This is a genomic window from Natronorubrum sp. A-ect3, from assembly GCF_041821125.1.
Lineage (GTDB): Archaea > Halobacteriota > Halobacteria > Halobacteriales > Natrialbaceae > Natronorubrum > Natronorubrum bangense.
Genome location: NZ_JBGUBB010000010.1, coordinates 17,069 through 40,787 on the forward strand (window position 1 = coordinate 17,069; position 23,719 = coordinate 40,787).

Below are 23,719 nucleotides of genomic sequence, written 5' to 3' on the forward strand. Positions count from 1 at the left end.
GACCCGGAACCAGTGGCTGGTTCGGTTCCGGTTCAGAGGCTCCTGTTTCCGAAACCGAAAACAGTGGTTTCGGGTGGTTCAGTCGTTGGTTTCCAGCCGAATAGTGATCGGCCACAGAACGGGTTTTTTGCGGATGGGCCCTGACGGATTCGAACCATCGACCACTCGGTGTCTCACACAACCGCAGCAACTCGCAGCCGTGTTATGAGCCGAGCGCTCTAACCAGACTGAGCTAAGGGCCCCTTCTATTCGAGGCAAAACGCGCGCCGTAGTTAACCGTTGCTGTCCTGTTCGAGTGACATGGTCGCTGACATACTCTCCACAGACTCATTCGAGTAAGTCCCCTGTTGTCACAGCACACAATCTACAGGGCCGACAGCTGAAACGACACTGGTGTGGATCGCAGTTGGTTGTGGTTGTTCGAGAAAGAGCCCAAAAGCGCGTGGCGGCGTTACTCGTCGGACTGGTAGTCCGACAGCGACTGATCAGTCCCGGCTTGTCGATGGCGTGTCGCAAGTCCGGCGAGGTGTGGGGCTTCGGGGACGATGAGTTTCTCACAGGCGGTTTGGCAGGCGTTCGTACTCCCGGGGAGACAGAACACCGGCGTGTCGACGGCGATGCCTGCCGTTGCACGCGAGGCCATCGCTCGAGTGCCGACCTCGTCCCACGACAGTGACCGAAACAGTTCGCCGAAGCCGGGCAGCTCGCGCTCGAACAGCGACTGCGTTGCCTCCGGTGAGACGTCGTCTGCAGTGACGCCCGTGCCGCCGGTGGTGAGCACGATATCGATATCCCGACGCGCGACCAGGCCGCGGACTGCAGTTCGGATCGCCGAGTAGTCGTCTCGGACCAGAACCCGTTCGTGTACCTCGTGGCCCTCAGCTTCGAAACACGCCTGAATGGTGTCCCCGCCCGGGTCGTCCGGGTCATCCTCAGCAGCCTGTGCACGCGAGCTCGAGACCGTCACGATGGCGACGTACAGCGGGTTGATGATGTCGTGGCCATGATCGTCAGTCGTTCTCCGATCGTCTCTATCGACTGTCATACCGTGACATCCATGCTGGAAGGCGATAATCCCTCCCCTCGCGGCAGCATTCGGGAGAGCAATCGATCGGCGACTGCACGTTGTCGATAATCGTCCGTGACTGACATGCCGAGAAAATCACGCAAGGTGAATCAGGATCGCTCGTCGCTCACCACGGTCGTCATGTCGCCCATTCCCGTCGGAGCAGGGTTTTCGAAGGTCGACCAGTCAGCGTCCAGTTCGTCGTCAGTGAGCAGGCAATGGTCGAGTCGAGCCTGCAAGTCGTCCATCGCCAGGTTGCGGCCGATGAGCGCGAGTCGGGTCTCGCGGTCACCCCACTCTTCGTCCCACGTGAGATCGGGCTGACTGTCACGGAACGCTGCCTGCCGTTCGTCCGAGAGGCTGGCGATCCAGCGGCCGGTGACCTCGAGGGTTGTCTCCGTGCCGGCGTAGCTCATTGTGATCGCCTGGCGTTCGCGGTTAGCGACCCAACACAGTCCCTTCGCGCGCACGAGGCCGTCAGGAAGGTCGGCAAGCAAGGCGACGAATCGCTCGGGATGGAACGGCCGCTGTCGATGGTAGGTGTCGACCGCGACCCCATAGCGCTCTGATGGATGGCTGTGATCGTGATTGTGGTCGTGATCGTGATTGTGGCCGCCGTGGTCGTGAGCGGCTTTGGACTCGTCATGCGCTGTTTCGTCCTCGAGGAGCTGCTTCCAGCCGGCTGATTTGGTGGCCGCCTCGAGGTCGAAGCGTTCGCTGTCGAGCAGCGTTTCAGGATCGACATCACCGTACTCAGTCGTCACGACTTCGGCACGGGGCTGGAGCGTCTCGAGCAGTGCCACAACGCGTTCGCGCTCGGCAGCAGAGACGAGATCGCATTTGTTCACGACGAGCAGGTCACAGAACTCGACTTGCTCGAGTAGCAGATCTGCCAGTGGCCGACTCCCAGTTTCGTCTGGCCCCTGTCGAGTTGGCGGCTCGTCGGCAGCACTGTCGCCAAACCGGTCGTAAAACCGACGCGCATCGACGACGGTGATGACTGCGTCGAGGTCGTACGGGCCGCCTGCAGGGCCGCGAACGAACTGGCGCGCAATTGGTTCGGGTTCGCCGATGCCGGAAGCTTCGACGATCAGATACTCAAAGTCGTGTTCCTTCCAGAGCTGGATGACCGACCGCGAGAGTTCGCCACCGAGGCTACAGCAGATACAGCCGTTCTCGAGGGCGAGTACTTCTTCGCCAGTCGTCAGATCGGTTCGGGCTTCGACGAGGTCCGCGTCGACGTTGACCGCACCGACATCGTTGACTAACACTGCGATATCGCGCTCGCTGGTCTCGAGAAGCTCCGAAAGCAGGGTCGTCTTGCCAGCGCCGAGTTCGCCACAGAGGATGGTGACCGGAACGCTCATTTATTCGTTTGCGAGCGCGAGTTCACGTCGTTCTTCCGGTTCGAACGGATCGGCGTACGTGTCCCAGTTGTCAGTCATCTCGCGTTCGGTTAGCAGACACTCATCGAGGCGGTCGATCAGTGCGTCGCTCTCGAAGTCGCGACCGATAAAGACCAGACGAGTCATTCGATCACCCCACTGATCATCCCAGTCGTCTTTGATTCCCGGCCGTGCGGCGAAATACTGCTCGCGTTCGGCTTCGGGCAGCGTTGCAAGCCACGCTCCCGCCGGGCCGGCTCGGACCGACGTCCCGGCTTTGTCGATACCCATTGCGACATCTTCACGACCGGCACTCCAAAAGAACCCTTTCGCACGGATGAGTTCGTTTGGGAGGGCTGTCAGGAGCGACGCGATCCGTTCGGGGTGGAACGGCCGATCCCGCTGGTAGACGAACGACGTGACGCCGTGTTCCTCCCGTGGATCGTGGTGATGGTCATGCTGGAGTTCGTGTTTCCAGCCCGCCGACGCCTTTGCGCGCTGGAAATCGAACTCCCCGGTGCCGAGGATACTGTCCGGATCGATGTCTCCGAACTCTGTCCGGATGAGATCCGCACTGGGCTGGAGGCGTTCGAGGACGGCTTCGATCTCCTCGAGTGCGCCGTCCGGAACGAGATCGCATTTGTTGAGCAAGAGGACGTCACAGAACTCGATCTGATCGAGCAAGACCTCCTCGGGGACGCGCCCGGAGTCGTCTTCGAGTTGCTGGCCCGTCAGTGCAGTCCCGAAATCAAACGCCTCCCAGATGCTGTGAGCGTTGACGACGGTAACCATCGTGTCCAGTCTGTACGTGTCGGTGGGATCGAAGTCGGCATCCTCAAAGCCCATTGCGAACGTCTGGGCGACTGGAATGGGTTCCGAAATCCCCGACGATTCGACCAGCAGGTAGTCGAACTCGAGGCGATTGGCAAGCCGTCCGACCTCATCGAGCATATCACCACGCAGCCGACAGCAGATACAGCCGTTCGAGAGCTCGATGATTTCCTCGTCGGCACCGAGGTCAGTCTGTTGGGCGACGTGTTCGGCGTCGACGTTGACATCACCCATGTCGTTGACCACAACGGCAACTTCGAAGCCGTGATCAGCGGTCAGGATATGATTCAGGACAGTTGTCTTGCCAGCACCGAGAGGGCCACTCAGGACAGTTACTGGAATGCGATCGTCGGTCATAGATCAATTATGAATATGCCTTCGCGTCTTGTTAAGGTTAGTTATTACATATCGTCAGACGAAGTCATAACAAAATATATTATCTCACCCAAGCTCATTCATAACACCGATGCCTGTCGTCAGCGTCTCGATGCCAACCGAACTGATCGACCGACTCGATGCACACGCTGTGGAACACGACTACACTGGTCGTAGCGAGGTCGTCCGCGAGGGTGCACGGGCGCTGCTCACCGAGTTCGACGACGACCGTCTCGAGGACAGTTCTCTCGCCGGCGTCATCAGCGTCTTCTATGATTTCGGCACACGGCACGTCGAGCGACGCGTCACAGAGCTTCGACACGAGCACAACGACCACATTGCCTCGAACGACCACAGTCATGTCGACGACTACTGTGTCGATCTGTTCGTCCTCGAGGCAGATCTCGAGGATATTTCCACGTTCGTTGGTAAGCTGCGTGCAATCGAAGATGTCGAGGCCGTCGACTACTCGCTGGTCCCACTCGAGAGCATGAGCCAGGTACGGGATGCGTGAACGGGTTGTCCACAGACGACATCAGGGCCGGCGAAGCTCTTCGAGTTGAGTATCGAGTAGATACTCCCCAGCCCAGTCAATCCCAACGCGGTGGTCGGTCGCCGACTCTCGAACGCGGAGCTCCATCGTGTCGTGTGTGCTCTCCGAGACGGGGATCAGATACCGGTTGTCGTTGATCGGGTCGTAGACTGCGAAATACGCCGCACGGCCGTCGTATCCACACCGATCAGAGCCATCTTGACCGAGTTGAGCACTGACTGTTTCGAACTCGACCGTTCCCTTGCGTTTTCGATAGGCCGTCTTGCACTGAATTCGATGGAACCGGCCGCCGACTTCGACGACCAGATCGTAGGATTCGGTGCCGTAGGTCGGCACGAGAACGGGAATGTCGCGCAACACGAACGCCGACTGAATGATCGCTTCGGTCGCCTGGCCGCGTTTTTGCGGTTCTTGAAGTTCGTCGTAACACGCCGTTCGATCGGGCATGGACGAATTCGCCGCCCGATCCAATATAAACCACAGTAGTCAGTGGCACGTGGCAGTTCCACTCGAGTACACAACGGTACTAGTCTGTCAGATTGCCACACCGAAAATCAGTACGACTGAACGTGATCGATCTCAGTCAACCCAAAAATCTTCGAAATGTATCGGACGCCGAAGCCAGGACTCGAACCTGGGACAACCTCGTTAACAGCGAGGTGCTCTACCATCTGAGCTACTTCGGCTCATTTCCAAGTAGCCGGGTGTATTTGATAGGGCTTTCGTTTTCACTGCACTGTGTTCGACACCCTTTCACGCACTGCTCGAGTATCATCGCCCAATGAGTAAGGAGGATACCGAGTGTGGGGAACACGAACCCACCAGGATGACCGACGACGACGTCGAGTCGGTCATCGCCGAGGTCTACGACCGCATCGAGCCAGACACAGCGGAGCGAGCCACCCTCCGTGACGTTGCAACTAAACTCTCCAGTCGCGCCGAGAGCGCCGCGAGAGAGCGCTGTCCGGACGCCGACGTGTTGCAAGTCGGCTCGACGGCCAGAGACACCTGGATCAGCGGCGATCGCGACATCGATATCTTCGTTCGCTTCCCCCCGACGGTCGACCGCGAGGCCCTCGAGCAGTACGGCCTCGAGGTCGGCCACGAAACGCTGCCCGATGGTCACGAGGAGTACGCCGAGCATCCCTACGTCAAAGGCACCGTCGAAGGGTTCGATATCGACGTCGTCCCCTGTTTTCGACTCGAGTCGGCGACTGAGATCCGGTCGGCCGTCGATCGGACACCGTTTCACACCCAGTATCTCGAGCAGCGACTCGACGACGAGCTCGCTGCGGACGTCCGCCTCACAAAGCAGTTCTTGAAGGGCATCGGCGCGTACGGCAGCGACCTCCGGACGCGAGGGTTCAGCGGCTATCTGACCGAACTGCTCGTCTGTGAGTACGGCGGCTTTCGGCCGCTGCTCGAGGCTGCGGCTGACTGGCAGCCGCCGGTCGAACTCGATCCCGAAGACCACGGTCGAGAAACGTTTGCGGATCCACTCGTCGTCATCGATCCGACTGATCCCGAACGCAACGTTGCCGCCGTCTGTTCGGCCGAAAACGTCGCCCGGTTTCAACACTATGCGCGTGAGTTTCTCGAGGAGCCACGGGTCGAACTGTTCGAACCCGATGAGCCGGAGCCGCTTACGAAAGCCGAGCTTTGCAGCCACGTCGAGCGTCGGGCGACGACCCCCGTCGTCATCCAGTTTGTGGCGCCGGATCTCGTCGACGATCAGCTGTATCCACAGCTCCAGAAGTCGCTCGACGGAATCACGAGCGGACTCGATGATCGCGGCTTCGACGTCCTCCGTGCGACGGCGATGGCCGACGAGACGGCGGCGATCCTCGTCGAACTCGCCGTGAGCGAGCGACCCGCCGTCGAGCGCCACGAGGGTCCACCAGTCCACGTCCGAACGCATGCCGAGGGATTCTACGAGACCTACGCTGACGACCCCGAGGCGTACGGTCCCTTTATCGAAGACGGCCGGTATGTCACCGAGCGGCCACGTGAGTTTACCACTGCCCGCGAGTTCCTCGAGAGCGATCGGCTCTTCGATGTCGGCCTCGGAGCCCACGTTGAAACGGCACTCGAAGACGAGTACACGGTTCTCGTTGGTGAGGAAATAACGGCCCTCTTAGACGCGTTCGAGACCGAACTCTCGAGATACTTCGATCCACGTCCCTGAGACATCTGCCGTCTGAATCGAAGCGGGGGCTCACCGTTCAAAACAGACGAACCGGGGAAAAACGTGTCTTCAGCCGTCGAAGTCGTGCTCGAGTCCGTGTTCGTCGGCCACATCCTCGAGCGTCGACGCAGCCTTGTCGCTACAGCCAGCGTCGGGTTCGATCGGGGCGCGGCCGTCGAACGTTTCGTGAACGATGGCGACGCTGTCGGCGAGGACGTCGAGTCCGTATCCACCCTCGAGGATGAATGCGAGTGCGGCGTCGGTGTCGTCGGCAAGTGTCCGCAGTCGGTCGGTCATCAGGGCGTACGCCTCCGTTGAGAGCCGAATCCGTGAGATCGGGTCGTGACGATGGGCGTCGAAGCCGGCACTGATCAGCAGACAGTCGGGGTCGAACTCGGTGAGGGCGCCGACGATCGGTCCTTCGACCGCCGACAGATAGTCCTGGTCGTCCGTGCCGGCGGGCATCGGGATGTTCAGCGTCGTTCCATCGCCTTCGCCTGTTCCGGTCTCGTCGATGGCCCCTGTGCCAGGGTAGAGCCCCTGTTCATGTATCGAGACGAAAAAGACGTCGTCGCGATCGTAGAAGATGTCCTGTGTCCCGTTCCCGTGATGGACGTCCCAGTCGACGATCGCAACCCGATCAACGTCGTGGTCGTCGGCATCGAGGGCGTGCTGGGCGGCGACGGCGACGTTGTTGACGAAACAGAAGCCCATCGCGTCGTCGTAGACGGCGTGGTGCCCCGGCGGTCGGCCGATCGAAAACGGCGTTTTTCGGCCGTTCTGTCCCTCGAGGGCCGCATCCACGGCCCAGCAGGCAAGCCCTACACTGTGACGAATCGCATCCCAGGTTTCCTCAACGGCAGTCGTGTCGGGATCCCAGTTCCCCCCACCATCAGCACAGAACTGCTTGACGGACTCGAGGTACGCCTGTTCATGGACGGCAGCCATCGTCTCGAGGTCGCATGGGTCGGCGTCGACGTACTCGACACCGTGTTTTCGTTTCAGTCGCTCTCGAATCGCTCGTAGCCGGTCCGGCGTCTCGGGGTGGCGCGAACCGGGATCATGTGCGAGGCAGACCTCGCTGTAACCAAACTGCATCTCACTCGAACAACGAAAAGTATGTCTCGATATCGTCGTCGATGATCGTCCGGCGGTCAGCGTGGTGTGCAAGGATCGCTGCTGCCCGGGCAACGTTGTCCGCGTAGTCCTCGAGGATGTCTGCGAGGGCAATGCGGGCGTCCATCGAGACGCGATACCGATCGTCAATGTCAAGTCTGGCGATACGATCAACGGGTGCGACCGGCAACTCGAGATCGTCTTTGTCGACGACAGTCTCGACGCCAAAATCCGCCGCCATCAGCGTCTTGCGCCCGTCTTCGGTCGCTCGCTCAGCAGCCCCGATCGCGAGCTCACTTCCGTGTTCTTGGATCCGTGTTGCGAGTTCCTTCGACGCGTCGGCACTCACCCGAAGATCGCCCGCGTTCCGCCGGATGATCGTATCAACCGGGGCGAACGGGAGTTCGACGTTCATACAATGATAGGCGAAGGTAACTCCCTTAACGCTTTTCCTAGCCGCGCAATGTGGTTGCTCGTGACCTCAGAAGACGTCGTTTGCCTCGAGCCGACCATCGCGGACGACCCCTCTGGCGGTTAGCTCCTCGCCGAGACCGACATCAGCGTCCGTCTCGACGCTCATCGTCGTCTCGCCATCATCGAGAACGACCGGATTGCCGGCCTGCACGACGACGCCGGTGAACTCGAGTTCCTCTCCGTTCGTCGGATCATCCGTCCCATCGGAGTCGGTCGCGGCAGCTTCGTCGTCGGTTTCAGTGCCACCGCTGGCTGTCTCACTATCGCTGTCGCTGCCGTCGGATCCGGCAAACGCCGACAGACCGGCGTTCTCGTCGCTCGAGCCACTCGCCTCGCTCTCATCGGTGGTTGCGGATTCGGACTCCAACACCGTGATCGTCGACTGCCAGCCAGCGGAGGCCTCGAGGTCGTCCTGCCAGCCGTCCTGGATTTCGACGTCACCCAGTGCGACCTCGTCGCCCGGTCCGACGTCGACATCGGCTTTCTCGCCCCACAGTGCCACACGAATATCGTCGGTCGCATCCTGGACGCGAATGTTTCGGACCTGCCCTTCGGAGCCGTCGTCGCGGTCGAAGGTGCGTTTTGGGTCAGCCGAGCGAACGACACCAGCGATATCGACCGTCTGGCCGATCTCGACGGCTTCGATCGGCGTGCTCTCAGGGACGTACTCGACGTCTTCGTCGACTTCTTCGACAGCGCCGCGGTTTCCAACGTGGAGCTCGAGACTGCCGTCGCGTTCTTTCACGTAGCCGTCGATCACCTCAACGGTCGTGTTCGATTCAATCTCCGTCGCGAGATCAGCCTGCTCGTCCCACAGCGTCACGCGCACGCGCCCGGTCGAATCTCCAAGTGTGAGGTTCGACACCTTTCCTTCGGAGCCGTCGTCGCGGTCGAACGTTCGGACACTGCCGGTATCGAGGACGAGTCCAACGAGATTGACGTTCGAGAGGCCCAGCGACAGCGCCTCGACCGTGTGGGTATCGGACACTTGCACTTCGATCTCGGTGTCCGGATCGGGTTCGACCTGATCGACACTGATTTCGACGCCGCTGAACCCTTCTTTGGGCCGGCCCTTGATTCGCAGCACCTGCCCTTCCTCCAACTCTTCGATCGCCGCCTCGGCGTGGTCGTCCCAGAAAGCCGCGCGCACGGCGCCGGTTTCGTCGGCGACTTCGACGTTGACGACGCGGCCGTCTTCGTCCTCGCCGTCGCGTTCGAACGTTCGAACCTCGCCGATACTGGTCACTTTGGCGACGAACTTCGCTTCTTCCATTCCGGGCTCAATATCGGCGATGCCACCGACCTCGCTCTCGCCAACCTCGTGAGCGATGAGCATCGCCGCAGTCTCTTCGTCTGCAAGTCCACCCATCTGCTCGACTTTTTCCTCGACGGCCTCGCGAAACTCTTCGAGAGAAACGTCGGCCTCGAGGTCTTCATATACGCCCTCGATGTCGCTCATTCTATGCTCGTGCATGGGTAGCCCGCGCATAAGCATTGTCCATTCGGCGTGTTTGCCCCCATCGATCGATCCGAGCCAATCGTTGTACACTGCCCACTCGAGGTCGCGTTTGCCCGGCCGGCCGGACAGCGATCGCGTCCGAATGCATACCCCTGCTGGCTCCGCCTCGGTATATAAACTCACGTGTCGGACGGCCAACGACAACCCGGCGTCGTGACAGTCTGAAACACGCATGATCGGGCGATATAGCCCGTATACGACGACCTGCTTTCGAAAGGCCTTTAATGTCCACGCGGTTACGATGAGATGAGTCCTGGTAGGGTAGTGGACTATCCTCTTGGCTTGCGGAGCCAGGGACCGGAGTTCAAATCTCCGTCAGGACGCTCACTTATCGCGGCCGCTTCACGTTGTTCAGCGTCCGCTCTCGCGTTCGGTCCTGACGTGCCCAACGCTCGTTCCACTCGCGTTGGACTCCGTCAGGCCGCTTTTTCGAACGCATCCACAGCGAGTAACAGTTCTGACCACAAAACTCATCCTGACACGTCAACGATTCGTACTAAATGCCCTCCAGGCGAGAACTCCTCCTCGGGGTCGGAGCCGCGGGTACCGCGACAGTCGCAGGCTGTCTCGGTAGCCGCACTGACGAGCCGGGAACCGACGACGACTACACGTGGCTGACCGTCGGTGCCGACCGCCGGAACTCGAGAACCGTCCCCGACGGCGCGGCACCACGGGACGAGCCGGATATCGAGTGGCGAGTCGACCTCGAGTCATCGACGGCGACCGGCGAACCGATCGTCACCGATGACACCGTTCTCGTGAATACAGGATACGATGTCGTCGCGTTCGACAGAGAGACGAGAGAGCGACGTTGGTCGATCGACCCCGAAAACGATGTCTCCACCTACAGCGGGTCGCCGACAGTGTTCGACGGCACGGCCTACGTCCCCGAACGTCGGGTGCTGACGGCTCGAGACCTCGAGACGGGCGCGGTCGATTGGTCGTTCGAACTCGACTACGTCATCAGCGAGAGTGCTCTTGCTACCGACACCGACGACGGGCGGGTCTACGTGGCTGGCGGCAACGCCGTCCATGCGCTCGACGCGGAAAGCGGCGAGGAACTGTGGGAACAGGAACTGCTCGGCAGTGCAAGCTATGCAATCGCGAAGTACGCCGACTGGCTGTTCGTCGCGACCAGAGGCGGCGAACTGTACCGAATCAACCGCTGGGAGGGGCGTGTCGAGTGGCGACGGACGATCGAGGCGGGTATCTCGAGTGCGCCGATCGTCCTCACCTCGAGCGACCGCCGGCTCGGCCATGGTGTCGCGATCGCGGGCGGTGACGGCTCGGTCATCTACTTCGATATCAGCGGGAAACGCGAGTGGCAGACAGATCTCAGCGGCTTCGGAAACGACGGGCTCGCGATCGGCCACCGGACCGTTCTCGCCCGCTCGGGTTCGACGCTGTACGCGCTCGACGCGAACGACGGGGACAACCTGTGGCGAGCCGACATCGGACGCAGCTCCCGGAACCCACCGATCATCGTCGGCGATACGGTGTACGTCGGCGGTGACCGACTCCGGGCGTTCGACGTCGGCGGCGGATACGGCGTTCGTTCGCTGCGGATCGGTGGGGAGCGGTTCGATCGTGAGGAGCCAGACAATGTCAGCTACGTGACCGCAGCCGACGGAAAGCTGTTCGTGACGACGGACGTTAGTCGATTCGAAGGCGACGACACTGCGGCGTTGCTCGTGCTCTCGTAGGGTCCCGGAAGCTGCCTGCAGGGGGCCTACTCGTCTCGAGAGACCACCCGAAACATGGAATGAGCAATCGGCACGCACGAGCGGACGGCGAAAGCGACGACGGAACGAACCCGACGACCGTCAGCCGCCGGCGACTGCTTCGGACAACGGCCGCCACAGCTGTCGGCGCTGGCGGCCTGGCTGGAGCGACCGGGTCGGCGTCGGCATCGGGGTTTACGGGCTGTGACGACCGGGCGAGTGCACCGGCGGAGTATCCGGAGATCGACCTCACGAGTGGGAATCCGACGGCGTCGAATGTCGACGCCATAGCGGACGCTGACGAGGTCGTCATCTTCGTCCACGGCTGGCTTGGACTGGAGACCAGCACCGATCAGGCCGCCACGCTCGAGCACGCCCTCGAGGCGAACGACTACGACGAGCCGGTGGTCGCCGCGTCGTGGGAGGCAGACACGCCCAACTATTGGCGCGCCGAGGGCACTACCGAGACGGCTGGTAACCGCCTCGCCTCGTGGCTCGAGGCCGGCCGCGTCGATCTCGAGGAGACCACGGTTCGGCTGGTCGGCCACTCACTCGGTGGGCGGGTGTGCCTCGAGACACTCACAGCACTGGACGACGCCACCGTTGGGACTGTCACGCTGGTCGGGACTGCCGCGGACGACGATTCGGTCTGTACGGATGGCGAATACGCCTCCGGTATCGACACCAGCGCCGAGGCCGTTTTCAACTATCATTCCGAAGCCGATGACAACGTCTGTTATGGCTACGATATACAGTCGCTCTCGAGCGGCCTCGGCTGTGGCGGCGCAGACTGCAGCAGTGGCTGGATAACCGATGATAGCGGCACGACGCCGGAACACTACACTGACGTCGACGTCACCGACGACGTTGACGACCACTGTGACTACATCAAGCCAGACGTCGGCTGTGTGCCTCAGCTCAGAGCCGACTTCGAGTGAGTGGTGGACGAATCCGTCCGAGTCGAGAGCGTCGTCACTCGAGGTAGAAAACTGGGTGAGAGGAGTAAGCCCCCTTCTGTTCATCCCGGCATTCGGCTGAGCGTCCATGCCGTCCGCGGCGAGGCCGCGGGGTGTTCGGGCTACCACGGCATGGACTTGCACCGGTGAGGATTCGCCGTTCCATCGATCCTCGGCCGTCTGTGTGGGTGGTCGAACGGATCGTTCGACCAGCCCAACCCTCTGCAGGTCAACTCCCCGTCCTCTCGGTTGGGTTCGCACGCATCATCGGTCGGGCCGAGACGTGTCGTTTCTGTTCCAGAGCCAGCGGTCTTCCGCTCCGGGCTTGCGCCCGGTCACCTGCCCGAACAGGTGGGGGGACTTTCCTCGCGAGCGTGGCACATCCCGAGGGGATGGACCACGTTGCGTGCGTCGGCCACCCCGAAGGGGGCCAACGCGAGTGCGTTGCACGTCCCGAAAGACGAGCAACAGTTGTCTGTGATTGCCCCGTTGCCAGTTGATCACCGCGGCAGCCAGGCTCTCTCTCCCAGTTGGCCTAGGAGTGTCGGGCGAATAAGTCCCCCGGTCGGCGTCAGAGATGACGCCCAGACGGAATAGAAGCGCTTTAGGACGGCACCGGCCATATACAGTTGTATGTCCCAGCGACAGGGCGTCGACCTTTCCTACGAAGACGGGGCACGCGCCGTCGAACTCGCGCGTGAATCCGTCGAATCTTACGTACAACACGGCCAACGAGAACAACCGGGCAGCATGCGCGAGGCCTTTTATGAGCGAACTGGCGCGTTCGTCCGCCTCGAGTCGACACGGGGCCGCGGCAGCCTCCGTGGCTGTGCTGGCGGCTATCAGTCGGACGACCAGCTCGGACACGTCATCGTTGACGCGGCAATCGAAGCCGCAAGCGAGGATTCGTGTAGCTCCGAGATAACGCCCTCAGAACTCCCGAATCTTACGGTCTCGGTCTGTACCGTCAAAAGCGTCGTCCTGACCGACGATCCGCTTGCCGACCTCGAGCTCGGAACCCACGGCGTCGCCATCGACGGCGGTGAGGGTGGCTGGCTGTATCCGACAGTGCCCGTCGAGAACGGCTGGAGCGGTCGCGAGTATCTCGACCGCACGTGCCGAAAAGCCAAACTCGCGCCGGGGGCCTGGCAGGACGACGACGTCATCGTCACGCTGTTTGAGGGACAGGTCTTCCGCGAGCGCGAAGCCGACGGTAGCATCGAAGAACTATAACGAACGCTGCGACAAGTAGTAGTCTCTCGCTCGAGTCGTTCCGAGACAGCGTCTTCTGGTACCGATCACGCTTGGAGAGCCATCGCTCGGGTCAGCGATACGTCTCGATCGAACAGTGGGTGGTTCGCCACGAGTCCGACGAAAGAGGCCCGTGTAGAGATCCAGCGACGGTACTGCCGAGAAACGGGTCGAAGAGCGAGTGGATTACTCCGCCGACGGATCGAATCCGACAGCTTCGGCATCGGCCAGACACCGCTCGCTTGCGGCCTCGAGGTCGAACTCCCGAACGACCTCGCCGTCCCGAATTAGTGGCTCGAGTAAGGTCTCGCCGTTTTCCGGCCCTTCGTCGTCGGCGAGTGCGACGTGGTGGCCACCGTCTGCGGTTCGGTACACGTCTTTCACGCCGGAGAGTTTGCCCCGCTTTGAGATTGGGTCGCCGTCAATGGCGACGATATCGAGGCTGAAATCGACCGAATCGGCGCTCGTGATGTGGCTGCCGACGCCGAAGCCGTCGGCGACGTCGCGCAGGTTTGCAATCGCGTCGGGGCCGAGGCCACCACTACAGAAGATGTCGACGTCCTCGTGGCCTCGTGCATCGAGTTCCCACCGAACCTCACGGATGATGTGTCGGAAGTCGCCGCGACGGGAGCCCGTGGTGTCGATTCGAACACCATCCAGCTCGTCGCCGAGCGTCTCAGCGGCCAGCAGACTCTCACTTTTCTCGTCCCAGAAGGTATCCGCGAGGGCGATCCGTGGGACGTTTTCGCCGACGGCCTCGTCGAACGCCTGCCACGCGTCGGCCTGGTTGCCCTCGCCGAAACAGAACATGAGCGCGTGGGGCATCGTGCCACCTGCCTCGCGACCGAGAATCTCGCCTGCGGCGACGTGTGAGAACCCATCGAGACCGGCGAGCAACGCGGCCCGTTCGACCGTCGCAGCGATCGAGGGATGGACGTGACGCGCCCCAAAGGAGAGGACGGTCGACTCAGGGGCCGCCAGCCGCGTCTCGAGAGCGGCCGTCGCGAACCCACTGGGCTGAGAGAGGAATCCGAGCAGCGAGGTCTCGAGTTCGGCGAACTCGAGGTAGGGGCCCTCGATTCGCATCACTGGACCGCCGTCGAACAGCTGGCCGTCGGGCAAGGCATCGATATCGACGTTGCGGCCCTCGAACAGTGTGGCGACATCGATGATGCCGGTAACGACTTCGAACGAGCCGGTAGGGAACTGATCAGCGGTCACCTCGGCGACGACGTGGGGATCTTTCCCCGCGTGCTCGAGGGTGCTTCGAGTGCGCTCGAAGTACGCATCCGTCGCGCGGCCCTCGAGGATCGCCGCCGCTGGGACGGTTCCGAACGGGTTTGACATGTCGACGACTTCCCGGGGGAGGCAGATAAGCTACCCGTCTGCCGACGCTGTCGCCGCCGACGGCATCGATGCGGGGCCGGGAGTGACAGGCGCTGTCGTCTCGACAGTGCGCTGTGCCGACGCGTTCGCCTCGCTCTCGTGGACCGCTTCCAGATCGATCGCCAGCGGCGCGCCGACGATTTCGACCGTGTTGCCGGAGACGGTGACCCGGTAGGCCCCACCGAAGGGCTCGCTATCGGGGATCCGGTAGGCGTCGTCGACGGCAGCGGCCGGTGCGCCGCCGCGATTCTCGAGGAGGGTTCGATAGGCGTCGGCAAACGCCTCGGCGTCGGCGGAGCGCTCCCACTCGAGATACCAGACGTAGCCAGTCCGGTCGTCTTCGGTCGCATCCAGATAGACCTGAAACGTATCGCCGGCCCAGCCGTCGGTCGCCGGATGGGAGTAGTTGTACGGAGAGATCTCAGTACTGCCCGCAGTCAACGATCGGTCGATAACACCGTTGGCCCACAGCGCCGCGAACAATGTTCCCTCACCGACCGTCTCCGTGTGGGGATCGCCCTCGGGGCTATAAGCAACCCAGTCCTCGCTCGAGCGGTCGGGGATCTCGACGGCAACTGGCTCGTCATCCGGGTAGCGTTCGGGATGGATCAGCTGGCTGGTGCTTGCCGGATAGCGCTCGTAGGCGCGGTCGACGGCGTCCCAGCCGCCACGCTCGCGGAGGTGGGCAACGAACGGTGGTCCCTCTGAGTACGGCGTATAGATCGAGAGAAAGAGGCCGGCGTTGAACGGGCGCTCACCAGGGCTGACCTCGTCTGCCGGCCCGTCGTCGGTGGGGACACACTGCCACTCGGTGTCACAGCGCTGCTCGTACAGGTATGGCAGATAGTTTGCCTCTCCCTCGAGCAAGCCGAGTTCGGCTCGCTGTTCGTCGATCGTCTCACCGTGGCGCTCGAGGCCGAAGTGTTGGTCCTGCAGCGCGTGGACGAGTTCGTGGACCAGCGTTTCGCGGTCGATCCGAACCGCGTCTGTGTCGTCTGCGATGATGACGATCCGGTCGTTCGTGTAGTAGCCCTGGACGGCACCGCCGTAGAGGGTGTCCATCGCGTGATTGACGTCCGTCTCGCCATCGACGATGAACGCCCCGCGCCAGAGTTCGTTCGTAAACACCGATGCCGACTCGGGCTCGCCACGCTGGCTGCGATACTCGTCTCTGGTGATGAGTTCGAGTTCAACGTCGTGTTTGAACTTCAGCCCGCGGAGGACCTCGATTCGAGCCATCGAGCGATATTTGACCGCCTCGAGTTGGGACTCGGTAACTGCCTCGGTGTCGTCGAACTCGAAGACGTCGTCGTGGGTGTAGTCGCCAACAGCGCCGAGTTCACGGTCGGTGTCGAACTGGTCCGGCGAGTCGGGAAGGGTACAGCCCGAGAGCACGACCAGCGCCACGACGGCGAACAGTGCGAGGCGACTCCGGCGCATTGGCTACCGTTGTGACGGCGGCGTCATATACTGCTCGCTGTCCTCGGAGAGCGTCGCCAGCTGCGTCCGGCGACCGACCCAGCCACGAACGGAGCTGTCTTTCCGTCTCGCCACGAGAACCCAGATCGAGATGCCGAGCACCGCTCCGGGGCCAGCAAAGCCGGGGAGTGAGTCGCTGTTGTCATCGTCGGTGTCGTCGGTGTCGCCGTTGTCGTCCACGGCGACACGCTCGAGTGTGTCCTCGCCTTCGGGTGCGACGCCAGCCGCGATCCCCTCGAGGTCGTCGACCGACGGCGCACGAACGATCGTCACCGTCTCGCCGTCGTGTTCGATGGCGTACGCCCCGGGGAACTCGTCGTCGATCACGTAGGTGTCCTGTCGGTCATCGACTGGTTCAGCGTCGTGAATGTCGAGCAACTCGAGATAACCCGTGAGGAACTGCTGGGCGTCCTCGCTCGAGCGCCACTCAGTCTCCCAGACGGAGCCGGTGTCGGCCGGTTCGGGGTCGTCAGCGTCCGCATCAACGTACAGGAGCAGTTCGTCGCCGGCCCAGCCGTCCGTGTATGGCTGGTCGTAGTCATACCCCGACAGATCGTCGGTGAGGAGTGCATCCGAGTCGATTACGGACGGCTGCCCCCGGTCGTGGACGTCAGCGCCGAACATCGACACCATCGCGGCCTCGCCGGCCGTCTGTGACGTGGGTTCGCCGTCAACCTCGAGCCGGTCCCAGTCGTCGCTCGAGCGGTCGTCGATCGTGATCTCGACCGGCTCGCGGTCTGCGTCCGTGTGGATCACCGTCGACGAACTCGTCGGCGGCTCGTCGTAGGCCGCGTTCACCGCTGCCCAGTCGTCGTCGGCCTCGAGCAACTGATCGACGTACGCCGGGCCGTCGTTGTACGGCTGGAAAAGCGTCATGTAGAGCCCCCAGTTCACCTCACCGAACTGGTCAGCGTGGGATTCGCCAGGGGTGAGACAGTCCCACTCGGCCCCACATCGGTGGTCGTACTCGTCTTCGACCCAGACGGCATCGCCCTCGATGAGCCCGTTTTTCGCAGCGTCTTGGTCGATCGTCTCCCGGTCGTAACTCGTCAGGTCGAACTGCTGGTCTTGGAGCGCGTGGAGCAGCTCGTGGCCGAGGATGACCTCATCCAGTTCGGGTGTCTCCGTATTATCCGAGACGAGCACGACCTGATCGGTCTCCGGATCGTAGTAGCCGCCGACGGCACCGCTGTACATTGTTTCGAGCTCGTCTCCCGCGTCGGTGTCACGGTCGACCATGAACAGCGCCTCGTAGGTGACGTCCTGCTCGAGATGTTCGTCGTCGCTCAACTCGAGGAAGACGTCGTCGTGGTCGTCGGCGAACTCCTCGCGGGAGATGACCTCGACCGGCACGTCGTCCTCGAAGGTGAGGTCGCGGATTTCTTCGACGCGTGCCATCGACCGGTAGACGACCGACTCGAGTTCGCCGTCGTCGACAACGGCATCGTCACGGTCGTCGACTGGGAGGTCATCGTCGTACCAGTAGCCGTTGACGTAGCCGACGGTGTCTTCGGTGGTGGGATCGGCCGGACGGTCGGTCGAATCGTCTCCGAACAGCCCTGGGACCATCCCACCGGCCACGGCCAGTGTCAGAACGAGCGTCGATATCGCAACGAGGGCAACGAGCAGTCGCGTCCGCGTCAGTGTGGCCGTCATTTCGAGAGGATGGGAATCGTACGAAGGCGAGCGTCAAAAGATCGCTGGTCGACAGCGACAGACGCTGTCAGCAGGGGTTGGGTCGAACCGTCGCGAATGTTTTTACGAATCGCCTCGTAGAATCCCGTACAGATGCACCTCGAGCCAGCACACACAGCGGTCGTGGTCGTCGATATGCAAAACGGCTTCTGTCACCCCGACGGCTCACTGTACGCACCGGGGAGCGAGGCAGTTATCGAGCCGACCGCCGCCCTCATCGAGCACGCCCGCGACGCCGGCGCGTGGCTGGTCTACACGCGGGACGTCCACCCGCCCGAGCAGTTCGACGATGCTCACTACTACGACGAGTTCGAACAGTGGGGCGAACACGTCCTCGAGGGCTCTTGGGAGGCAGAAATCGTCGACGAACTCCCGGTTGATGCGGCCGATCTCGTCGTCGAAAAGCACACCTACGACGCCTTCTACAACACGGAACTCGAGGGGTGGCTCAACGCCCGCGGGATCGACGACCTCGTGATCTGTGGCACCCTCGCCAACGTCTGTGTACTCCACACCGGCGGCAGCGCAAGTATTCGTGATTTCCGGCCGCTCATAGTCGACGACTGCATCGGCGCGATCGAGGACGACCACCACGAGTACGCCCTCGAGCACGCCGACTGGCTGTTCGGCGAGGTCGTCACGAGCGACGACCTCGAGTTCGACGGCGCGAAGTGAGAGCGTTTTCAACGCGCCGTCCCAAGGGGGTGGTATGAGCACCCATCGGACCGCACAGACGACACCCCTCGAGCGACTGGCAAACGGTAACATTCTTGCGCGCACTACCGTGTATCCGTCCAACAGCACCGAGAGCGCAGGTGGCCAGCATGAGTAGTCGCCGACTGCGGTCGATGTATCTCCTCGGAATCGGACTGAACGCGATCGCATTGGTGTATGCAGCCATGGACGGATCGCCGCTGTTTGCCGTCACGTTCGGAATCGTCATGCTGTATCTCGGCGTGCGCTACTGGATGCTGACAACCGCCTAAAAGCGTGTCTCACTGCAGGCGGAGTCGTATACTGCGGGCACTCGAACTAGAGTCCAATGCTCGAGTCGGTTCCGGCTCCTATCGAAGCCGCGATCTATCTCTACTTCGTCGTCGTCGCCGCGATCGGCTGTTATCTCCACGGACGGCTCTGGCTTACACACCGAAGCCAGCATCGCTCGAGTGAGTCCGATCAACCGGCCACCCACACCGACGACGGCTCCCAAACGGACGGCTAAGCCCCCTCGAGGCGAGGGCGCGCCTTACTCTGGCCGGAAAATGCGGAACGCACCCTGCCCAGTCGCGACTTCGCGTGTCTCGCCGTCGGGCGTGGTGCTCTCGACCATGATCTCGCTGACGCCGACGCTGCCGCCGACGCGGATCACGTTCGCCGTCGCCACGAGGTCGCCGACCGCAGGCCGGAGGTAGTTGACGTTCAGGTTGATCGTCGCGATTCGTGCATCGAAGGGGTTGTCCATCGCCGTCCGCAGGGCGAGGCCACCGGCCGTATCGATCAGCGTCGCGGCGATCCCACCGTGGAGATCCGCCCGCCCGTCACCCGACGGCGTCGGTCGCTTATTGCTCAGTTTCTCGTCGTAGGGCACCGACAGCGTCATCGTCCCCTCGCCAATGTGTTCGACAGTCGTGCCGATCCACGAGAGGAACTCCTGATTCTCCTCGATAAAGTACTGCAGCAGGCTCTCGAGATCAGCGAACTCCTCGGGAGTTGGCTGCGTGTCGTCGGTCATGCCCTGTGGTCTGCTATCGACGCTCTTTACGGCTACGTTTCTCGATTGTCACGTTGTCGAACGTTGTCCGGCAGGCAGCGGTCAGTCGGGACTGATAGCGTTTCAGTCTCGAGAACGGTTCATCGAGATCGACGAGGAAGGGACCGACGCGACCGTTGCGATAGACGAGAACGCGCCAGCAGACCGCGTCGAGCGTCTGTCTCTGTTTTCCGCCCGCGCTCTCCCGATCGAGATGCCACTGTTCTGGGGCCGGTTAGTCGACGGCGAGACGCTGCAGGAGTGAGAATTAGTCGTCGCTTTCGATCGGGACCGGATCGTCGTTCCTGTCGTCGATCACGCGCTCGAGCAGCGACGCGAGTTCGTCCTGCTGGCGCCGGAGGTCGTCGTATCGCTCGTACAGCCCCTCGATGTCCGCGAACACCGGATCCGGGAGGTCGCCGTGTTCGAGTTGCATCGGCGCGTCGCTCTCGGGGCGGCGAACCGCCGTCGCGGGAATCCCGACGATCGTCGAGTTCCGCGGGTGCGACTCGAGCACCACGGAGTTGGCTCCGATCTTCGAGTGCTCGCCGATCTCGATCGGACCGAGCAGCGCCGCGCCGGCGCCGACGACGACCCCGTCGCCGAGCGTCGGGTGGCGTTTGGTCGCCTCGAGCGACGTCCCGCCGAGCGTGCAGCCGTGGTAGCACAACACGTCGTCGCCGATCTCGGCCGTCTCGCCGATGACGACGCCGGAGCCATGGTCGATGAAAAAGCGCCGCCCAATCGTCGCCCCGGGGTGGATCTCGATCCCGGTCAGCCACCGCGAGACGTGGGAGACGAACCGCGCGGTCGTGCCGAACTCGTGGGTCCAGAGCCGGTGGGCAAGCCGGTGGCACCAGATCGCGTGGAGCCCGGGATAGCACAACAGGACCTCGAGGGTCCCCTTCGCCGCCGGGTCCTTCGCGAACGCCGTCCGGACGTCCTCGCGGAGTCGATCAAGCATCGGGCACACCCCACAGCGGCGTGTCGCCGACGAGTTCGGTCACGTCCGCAGCGACGGTCGTCATGCGGCTGGCGCCGATCGGCTCGGTCGAACTCATGGGGTTACATTCTCCGATGTGCGGTGTCGTGGCACTCGTCACTCGTCGGAATGCGCTCCTCGTCAACCGATCGTCGTTCCATTCGTTTCCACCAGTAGAGAGCACGTCGCCGAATCGAATAGCCCGGTAGCCTGATAGACAATGGGTCACAATGAGCGTTCGGATCTGGAATCGTCCTTTTCTAGCGAAACGAGATGCGTCCTCGTTCCACCGCGGAGCGGACAATATAAACACCCCACCTTGTGTATCATGCACCTTACTCATCAGGTTCCACAGATATCTGCGTACCCGGCATACGTCAGGTTGGAAACCGGCGGGTTGGGTCGGTCAGCCACGCGCTGTCTCTCGACAGCGGTTTTCAGAGAACCATGAAAAAAACAGAATCACTTGACACCAGTCGTCGGTCCGTACTCAAGGCCGTTGGTGCGTCGGCAGTCGTCGGCAGTCTCGGACTTGGCGCGACAGGTACTGTCGGTGCACAGGCGAGTTGTGAAAATTACTCATCGGGAGTTCCAGGGCAGTGTCCAGATCCATGTGAGGGCGGAGAGGAACTCGAGGGGACGCGACTCGAGGCGGGTAGAGACTTCCCGGAGGAAACCTTCTGTCAAACCGTGCAAGTTCCTCAGGAGGCCGATACTGTTGTCATCAAGGCCGGGCTAGAGTGTTACAGATGTTCGGCTACTGGCGGACAAACCCAGGAGTTCTGCGTCCCGGAGGGACAGGCACAACCGGCCATCAGCAACATCCAGTTCTGGGTCTGTGGCAATGGCAACGGTGACGAAGACGATCCGAACTTCGGAAGAGGCTGCAGTCAGGTCTGTGGCGTTTCGGACGTCAACAACGTGAACGTGGTCTACAACGAAGGTAACGCGGACGGTGAACCGGAGTGTGCACCCGCCGATCCGAACGTGGCTCTCCAACCAAGTAGCCGTGCTGGCGAAGAGAACTGCTGGGAGATTGTCAGCGACGACTACAAGATCATCGGTGCGTCGGGCGAAGTAAACACCAACCGATGTGCCGCCGTGTGCTACCGGGAGTAGCTGAACCGACTACGAACCGACCGCGATGAGCCGTCTTCTGACGGCTTCTCGAGGGCGGTCCACTGTTCGAAAACCGAGCAGGACATGATGACCACTTCGATGTCGCCCTCGCAATCGGAACGCGGACGCCCATGGGGACGTCGAATAGCAGTCGTCCGAGCGGCCTCGGACGTAAATCATTTATAACTGACCCAGATATGGCAGCAATAGATACTAATCGAATAACAGAAACCGTTCGCCAGCCCGAGTACACCGGTGAGAACAGATGTCTCCCGTGTACCGCCGTGAACGTACTGATTGCGAGTGTCGTCAGCGCGGTCATCGGACTCGCTTCGATCCCCCTCATGATCGGTTCGTTCCTCGCGTTCCTCGGGGTCATCTACCTGCGCGGCTATCTCGTCCCCGGGACGCCGGAACTAACGAAGCGGTACCTCCCCGAGCGCGTATTACGGCTGTTCGGAAAGTCCACGAGGGACGACTCGAGCGCCGTCCCGGGCGAAGGAACGGGACAGGTCGACGTCGAAGCCGTGCTGGCGGACGCGGGCGTAGTAACCGATTGTCCCGACGGCGACGACCTCTGCCTTGAGCCGGGATTCCACGACGCGTGGATCGATCGGATCGATCGAACCCGACAGGAAACCGCCGTCGATGATGTCACAGCAGTCTTCGACGTTCCGGCAGCGGACACGGTCTTAACAATCGAGGATCACGACGACACATTCGTCGTCGAGGCCGACGGGGCCCCGATCGGGTGGTGGGAGTCCCGCACCGCGTTCGTCGCGGATGTGACCGCCGGATGGGAACTGCAGCGGCGCTATCCGGCGTGGGACGAGATGGACAACGAGGCACGGACTCGAGTGCTGGCCTCGTTGCGGGTCTTCCTCGAGCACTGTCCGACGTGTGACGGTACGCTTGACTTGGGGACTGAGACGGTCTCTTCGTGTTGTTCCTCCCACGACGTCGTCGCGCTGACCTGCGCAGACTGCGACGCGCGGCTCTTCGAGTTCGACGCGTCGGCGCTGGAAGCGTGATTCGGCGGTCCCCCTCCGATGACTGTCGTGGATAGGCACCGATTAGCACCGTTTTAGAGCACGTACAGGGAAGAACGGACTCGAGCGGACGAGAGGCAGCTTCGACCGCGTCTCGAACTCACTCGGCCGAGTCCTCGGCGGGATCCTCGTCGGCGGGCTCGCCGTTGACGATCGTCCCGTCCAGAAACGTGTGGTGGATGAAGTTCGCGACGCCGCGGCGCAACCGTTCGGAGACCGCCTGGTCGGAGACGCCCAGCTCCGCGGCCAGGTCGCTCGTCGAACACTGCCGGGGGATGTCGTAATACCCCTTTTCGACCGCGAGGCACAACGCCTCGCGCTGGGCGTCGGTCAATCCGAACAGTCGCTGTTCCGCTCTCATTCTGGATTCCCGCAGGTGGTAGATCCGCAGTACAGTAAAGGCAATCCCGTGCGCCTCGCAGTACTCGCGGAACTGCACCATCCCGTCGTGTGACGGGAACTGGATCGCGAACTCCCACTCGTCGGCCGTCCCGGAGACGCACAGGATCCGCCCGTCGCACGCCTGGACGGTCTGGAACAGGTAGTCCGACCGGATGTCCCACTCCATGCCGATCAGCGTCCGGTTCTCGAAGACGTCGACCGTCTCGAGGTCGCTAACCGACGGGTGCGTCCGGACGCGTTCGACGAACGCGGTGCGATTCGTGGGGGAGTCGGACACGATCGAGAAGAACAACCCGGATCGATCGCCGCTCGGGACGTACGTCTCGAGGTCGATAGTCATCCCTTCCTCGACCCGTAAAATCCGGCCGAGATCGAATTCTGTCGGCCTCACACTGTATCTGCTGATTACAACCATCACGACTGCT

25 protein-coding genes, 3 tRNA genes and 1 other RNA gene are annotated in these 23,719 nt (G+C 62.2%); 13 read left to right on the forward strand and 16 right to left on the reverse strand.

Annotated elements, in window-relative coordinates:
- Positions 1-134: 134 nt before the first annotated feature.
- The 4 genes from ACERJA_RS18350 to ACERJA_RS18365 form a co-directional block, all read right to left on the reverse strand.
- Positions 135-242 (reverse strand) — tRNA-Ile (locus ACERJA_RS18350).
- Positions 243-451: 209 nt separating this feature from the next.
- Complete coding sequence (locus ACERJA_RS18355; protein ID WP_006065105.1) at positions 452-1,045, reverse strand: molybdenum cofactor biosynthesis protein B; 594 nt, start codon at positions 1,043-1,045, stop codon at positions 452-454.
- Positions 1,046-1,176: 131 nt separating this feature from the next.
- Positions 1,177-2,433: a GTP-binding protein gene (locus ACERJA_RS18360; protein ID WP_373609670.1), complete on the reverse strand. Its 1,257-nt coding sequence runs from the start codon at positions 2,431-2,433 to the stop codon at positions 1,177-1,179.
- On the reverse strand, positions 2,434-3,639 hold the full coding sequence (locus ACERJA_RS18365; protein ID WP_373609671.1) for a GTP-binding protein: 1,206 nt from the start codon (positions 3,637-3,639) through the stop codon (positions 2,434-2,436).
- Positions 3,640-3,748: 109 nt separating this feature from the next.
- On the opposite strand from ACERJA_RS18365, the gene ACERJA_RS18370 reads away from it, so the two are divergent.
- Positions 3,749-4,171 carry a CopG family ribbon-helix-helix protein gene (locus ACERJA_RS18370; RefSeq protein WP_373609672.1) on the forward strand — a complete coding sequence of 141 codons (423 nt, stop codon included), beginning with the start codon at positions 3,749-3,751 and terminating at the stop codon, positions 4,169-4,171.
- Positions 4,172-4,192: 21 nt separating this feature from the next.
- Here the strand turns inward: ACERJA_RS18370 and ACERJA_RS18375 are convergent, their stop codons facing one another.
- Together ACERJA_RS18375 and ACERJA_RS18380 are read right to left on the reverse strand one after the other, a co-directional pair.
- The gene (locus ACERJA_RS18375) at positions 4,193-4,657 is read right to left on the reverse strand and encodes a group I intron-associated PD-(D/E)XK endonuclease (protein WP_373609673.1); all 465 of its coding nucleotides are present in this window, start codon (positions 4,655-4,657) and stop codon (positions 4,193-4,195) included.
- A gap of 166 nt (positions 4,658-4,823) precedes the next feature.
- A tRNA-Asn gene (locus tag ACERJA_RS18380) sits at positions 4,824-4,896 on the reverse strand.
- A gap of 95 nt (positions 4,897-4,991) precedes the next feature.
- Between ACERJA_RS18380 and cca the strand changes: the two genes are divergently transcribed.
- On the forward strand, positions 4,992-6,395 hold the full coding sequence (gene cca, locus ACERJA_RS18385; protein WP_373609674.1) for a CCA tRNA nucleotidyltransferase: 1,404 nt from the start codon (positions 4,992-4,994) through the stop codon (positions 6,393-6,395).
- A 69-nt stretch (positions 6,396-6,464) separates the two neighbouring features.
- Here the strand turns inward: cca and ACERJA_RS18390 are convergent, their stop codons facing one another.
- From ACERJA_RS18390 to ACERJA_RS18400, 3 genes are all read right to left on the reverse strand, one after another.
- Positions 6,465-7,493, reverse strand: coding sequence for a histone deacetylase family protein (locus ACERJA_RS18390; protein WP_373609675.1), 1,029 nt, complete (start codon positions 7,491-7,493; stop codon positions 6,465-6,467).
- Position 7,494: 1 nt separating this feature from the next.
- Complete coding sequence (locus ACERJA_RS18395; protein ID WP_006065112.1) at positions 7,495-7,926, reverse strand: histone; 432 nt, start codon at positions 7,924-7,926, stop codon at positions 7,495-7,497.
- Between the two features lie 66 nt (positions 7,927-7,992).
- Complete coding sequence (locus ACERJA_RS18400; RefSeq protein ID WP_373609676.1) at positions 7,993-9,444, reverse strand: single-stranded DNA binding protein; 1,452 nt, start codon at positions 9,442-9,444, stop codon at positions 7,993-7,995.
- A gap of 310 nt (positions 9,445-9,754) precedes the next feature.
- Between ACERJA_RS18400 and ACERJA_RS18405 the strand changes: the two genes are divergently transcribed.
- The 3 genes from ACERJA_RS18405 to ACERJA_RS18415 all read left to right on the forward strand — a co-directional run bounded on the left by ACERJA_RS18405 (position 9,755) and on the right by ACERJA_RS18415 (position 12,163).
- Positions 9,755-9,827: transfer RNA gene (locus tag ACERJA_RS18405), tRNA-Arg, on the forward strand.
- A gap of 177 nt (positions 9,828-10,004) precedes the next feature.
- Positions 10,005-11,207, forward strand: coding sequence for a PQQ-binding-like beta-propeller repeat protein (locus ACERJA_RS18410; protein WP_373609677.1), 1,203 nt, complete (start codon positions 10,005-10,007; stop codon positions 11,205-11,207).
- 59 nt (positions 11,208-11,266) lie between these two features.
- Positions 11,267-12,163: an esterase/lipase family protein gene (locus tag ACERJA_RS18415; protein WP_373609678.1), complete on the forward strand. Its 897-nt coding sequence runs from the start codon at positions 11,267-11,269 to the stop codon at positions 12,161-12,163.
- Between the two features lie 53 nt (positions 12,164-12,216).
- Here the strand turns inward: ACERJA_RS18415 and rnpB are convergent.
- Positions 12,217-12,709, reverse strand: an RNA gene (gene rnpB, locus ACERJA_RS18420) — RNase P RNA component.
- A gap of 105 nt (positions 12,710-12,814) precedes the next feature.
- Here rnpB and ACERJA_RS18425 point away from each other — a divergent pair.
- Entirely contained in the window at positions 12,815-13,414 is a 600-nt protein-coding gene (locus ACERJA_RS18425) for a TIGR00296 family protein (protein ID WP_373609679.1), read from the forward strand.
- A gap of 204 nt (positions 13,415-13,618) precedes the next feature.
- On the opposite strand, the gene ACERJA_RS18430 is transcribed toward ACERJA_RS18425, so the two are convergent.
- Genes ACERJA_RS18430 through ACERJA_RS18440 form a run of 3 tightly spaced genes read right to left on the reverse strand, consistent with a single transcriptional unit; the run spans position 13,619 to position 17,953 of the window.
- Positions 13,619-14,779 (reverse strand): nicotinate phosphoribosyltransferase, encoded by a 1,161-nt coding sequence (locus tag ACERJA_RS18430; protein WP_373609680.1) that lies wholly within the window; start codon positions 14,777-14,779, stop codon positions 13,619-13,621.
- 30 nt (positions 14,780-14,809) lie between these two features.
- Positions 14,810-16,258, reverse strand: a complete 1,449-nt coding sequence (locus tag ACERJA_RS18435) for an Hvo_1808 family surface protein (RefSeq protein WP_373609681.1) — start codon at positions 16,256-16,258, stop codon at positions 14,810-14,812.
- Between the two features lie 3 nt (positions 16,259-16,261).
- Positions 16,262-17,953, reverse strand: coding sequence for an Hvo_1808 family surface protein (locus ACERJA_RS18440; RefSeq protein ID WP_373609682.1), 1,692 nt, complete (start codon positions 17,951-17,953; stop codon positions 16,262-16,264).
- A 132-nt stretch (positions 17,954-18,085) separates the two neighbouring features.
- On the opposite strand from ACERJA_RS18440, the gene ACERJA_RS18445 reads away from it, so the two are divergent.
- From ACERJA_RS18445 to ACERJA_RS18460, 4 genes are read left to right on the forward strand one after another with little or no spacing between them, the layout of a single operon-like run.
- Positions 18,086-18,667 carry a cysteine hydrolase family protein gene (locus ACERJA_RS18445; RefSeq protein WP_373609683.1) on the forward strand — a complete coding sequence of 194 codons (582 nt, stop codon included), beginning with the start codon at positions 18,086-18,088 and terminating at the stop codon, positions 18,665-18,667.
- Between the two features lie 34 nt (positions 18,668-18,701).
- Positions 18,702-18,824: a hypothetical protein gene (locus ACERJA_RS18450; protein WP_373609684.1), complete on the forward strand. Its 123-nt coding sequence runs from the start codon at positions 18,702-18,704 to the stop codon at positions 18,822-18,824.
- Positions 18,817-18,978 carry a hypothetical protein gene (locus ACERJA_RS18455; protein ID WP_169331110.1) on the forward strand — a complete coding sequence of 54 codons (162 nt, stop codon included), beginning with the start codon at positions 18,817-18,819 and terminating at the stop codon, positions 18,976-18,978. The genes ACERJA_RS18450 and ACERJA_RS18455 overlap by 8 nt, the downstream gene beginning before the upstream one ends.
- A gap of 56 nt (positions 18,979-19,034) precedes the next feature.
- Positions 19,035-19,214 (forward strand): hypothetical protein, encoded by a 180-nt coding sequence (locus tag ACERJA_RS18460; RefSeq protein WP_006065122.1) that lies wholly within the window; start codon positions 19,035-19,037, stop codon positions 19,212-19,214.
- A gap of 24 nt (positions 19,215-19,238) precedes the next feature.
- On the opposite strand, the gene ACERJA_RS18465 is transcribed toward ACERJA_RS18460, so the two are convergent.
- A complete protein-coding gene (locus tag ACERJA_RS18465; RefSeq protein WP_373609685.1) occupies positions 19,239-19,724 on the reverse strand; it encodes a PaaI family thioesterase in 486 nt (161 codons plus the stop codon).
- Here ACERJA_RS18465 and ACERJA_RS18470 point away from each other — a divergent pair.
- A complete protein-coding gene (locus ACERJA_RS18470) occupies positions 19,723-20,007 on the forward strand; it encodes a hypothetical protein (protein ID WP_373609686.1) in 285 nt (94 codons plus the stop codon). The two genes, ACERJA_RS18465 and ACERJA_RS18470, sit on opposite strands and share 2 nt — an antisense overlap.
- Positions 20,008-20,010: 3 nt before the next feature.
- On the opposite strand, the gene cysE is transcribed toward ACERJA_RS18470, so the two are convergent.
- Entirely contained in the window at positions 20,011-20,706 is a 696-nt protein-coding gene (gene cysE / locus ACERJA_RS18475) for a serine O-acetyltransferase (RefSeq protein ID WP_373609687.1), read from the reverse strand.
- 465 nt (positions 20,707-21,171) lie between these two features.
- On the opposite strand from cysE, the gene ACERJA_RS18480 reads away from it, so the two are divergent.
- Both ACERJA_RS18480 and ACERJA_RS18485 read left to right on the forward strand, forming a co-directional pair.
- Positions 21,172-21,843, forward strand: coding sequence for a hypothetical protein (locus tag ACERJA_RS18480; RefSeq protein WP_373609688.1), 672 nt, complete (start codon positions 21,172-21,174; stop codon positions 21,841-21,843).
- 284 nt (positions 21,844-22,127) lie between these two features.
- Positions 22,128-22,874: a hypothetical protein gene (locus tag ACERJA_RS18485; protein ID WP_373609689.1), complete on the forward strand. Its 747-nt coding sequence runs from the start codon at positions 22,128-22,130 to the stop codon at positions 22,872-22,874.
- A gap of 118 nt (positions 22,875-22,992) precedes the next feature.
- Here ACERJA_RS18485 and ACERJA_RS18490 read toward each other — a convergent pair whose 3' ends face one another.
- Positions 22,993-23,685 carry a helix-turn-helix domain-containing protein gene (locus ACERJA_RS18490; protein WP_373609690.1) on the reverse strand — a complete coding sequence of 231 codons (693 nt, stop codon included), beginning with the start codon at positions 23,683-23,685 and terminating at the stop codon, positions 22,993-22,995.
- Between the last annotated feature and the right edge of the window lie 34 nt (positions 23,686-23,719).

Bases quoted from the DNA above. Each gene is read 5' to 3' on its own strand.
- ACERJA_RS18355 (WP_006065105.1), bottom strand. From the start codon at position 1,045: ATGACAGTCGATAGAGACGATCGGAGAACGACTGACGATCATGGCCAC.
- ACERJA_RS18360 (WP_373609670.1), bottom strand. From the start codon at position 2,433: ATGAGCGTTCCGGTCACCATCCTCTGTGGCGAACTCGGCGCTGGCAAG.
- ACERJA_RS18365 (WP_373609671.1), bottom strand. From the start codon at position 3,639: ATGACCGACGATCGCATTCCAGTAACTGTCCTGAGTGGCCCTCTCGGT.
- ACERJA_RS18370 (WP_373609672.1), top strand. From the start codon at position 3,749: ATGCCTGTCGTCAGCGTCTCGATGCCAACCGAACTGATCGACCGACTC.
- ACERJA_RS18375 (WP_373609673.1), bottom strand. From the start codon at position 4,657: ATGCCCGATCGAACGGCGTGTTACGACGAACTTCAAGAACCGCAAAAA.
- cca (WP_373609674.1), top strand. From the start codon at position 4,992: ATGAGTAAGGAGGATACCGAGTGTGGGGAACACGAACCCACCAGGATG.
- ACERJA_RS18390 (WP_373609675.1), bottom strand. From the start codon at position 7,493: ATGCAGTTTGGTTACAGCGAGGTCTGCCTCGCACATGATCCCGGTTCG.
- ACERJA_RS18395 (WP_006065112.1), bottom strand. From the start codon at position 7,926: ATGAACGTCGAACTCCCGTTCGCCCCGGTTGATACGATCATCCGGCGG.
- ACERJA_RS18400 (WP_373609676.1), bottom strand. From the start codon at position 9,444: ATGAGCGACATCGAGGGCGTATATGAAGACCTCGAGGCCGACGTTTCT.
- ACERJA_RS18410 (WP_373609677.1), top strand. From the start codon at position 10,005: ATGCCCTCCAGGCGAGAACTCCTCCTCGGGGTCGGAGCCGCGGGTACC.
- ACERJA_RS18415 (WP_373609678.1), top strand. From the start codon at position 11,267: ATGAGCAATCGGCACGCACGAGCGGACGGCGAAAGCGACGACGGAACG.
- ACERJA_RS18425 (WP_373609679.1), top strand. From the start codon at position 12,815: ATGTCCCAGCGACAGGGCGTCGACCTTTCCTACGAAGACGGGGCACGC.
- ACERJA_RS18430 (WP_373609680.1), bottom strand. From the start codon at position 14,779: ATGTCAAACCCGTTCGGAACCGTCCCAGCGGCGGCGATCCTCGAGGGC.
- ACERJA_RS18435 (WP_373609681.1), bottom strand. From the start codon at position 16,258: ATGCGCCGGAGTCGCCTCGCACTGTTCGCCGTCGTGGCGCTGGTCGTG.
- ACERJA_RS18440 (WP_373609682.1), bottom strand. From the start codon at position 17,953: ATGACGGCCACACTGACGCGGACGCGACTGCTCGTTGCCCTCGTTGCG.
- ACERJA_RS18445 (WP_373609683.1), top strand. From the start codon at position 18,086: ATGCACCTCGAGCCAGCACACACAGCGGTCGTGGTCGTCGATATGCAA.
- ACERJA_RS18450 (WP_373609684.1), top strand. From the start codon at position 18,702: ATGAGCACCCATCGGACCGCACAGACGACACCCCTCGAGCGACTGGCA.
- ACERJA_RS18455 (WP_169331110.1), top strand. From the start codon at position 18,817: ATGAGTAGTCGCCGACTGCGGTCGATGTATCTCCTCGGAATCGGACTG.
- ACERJA_RS18460 (WP_006065122.1), top strand. From the start codon at position 19,035: ATGCTCGAGTCGGTTCCGGCTCCTATCGAAGCCGCGATCTATCTCTAC.
- ACERJA_RS18470 (WP_373609686.1), top strand. From the start codon at position 19,723: ATGCCCTGTGGTCTGCTATCGACGCTCTTTACGGCTACGTTTCTCGAT.
- ACERJA_RS18465 (WP_373609685.1), bottom strand. From the start codon at position 19,724: ATGACCGACGACACGCAGCCAACTCCCGAGGAGTTCGCTGATCTCGAG.
- cysE (WP_373609687.1), bottom strand. From the start codon at position 20,706: ATGCTTGATCGACTCCGCGAGGACGTCCGGACGGCGTTCGCGAAGGAC.
- ACERJA_RS18480 (WP_373609688.1), top strand. From the start codon at position 21,172: ATGAAAAAAACAGAATCACTTGACACCAGTCGTCGGTCCGTACTCAAG.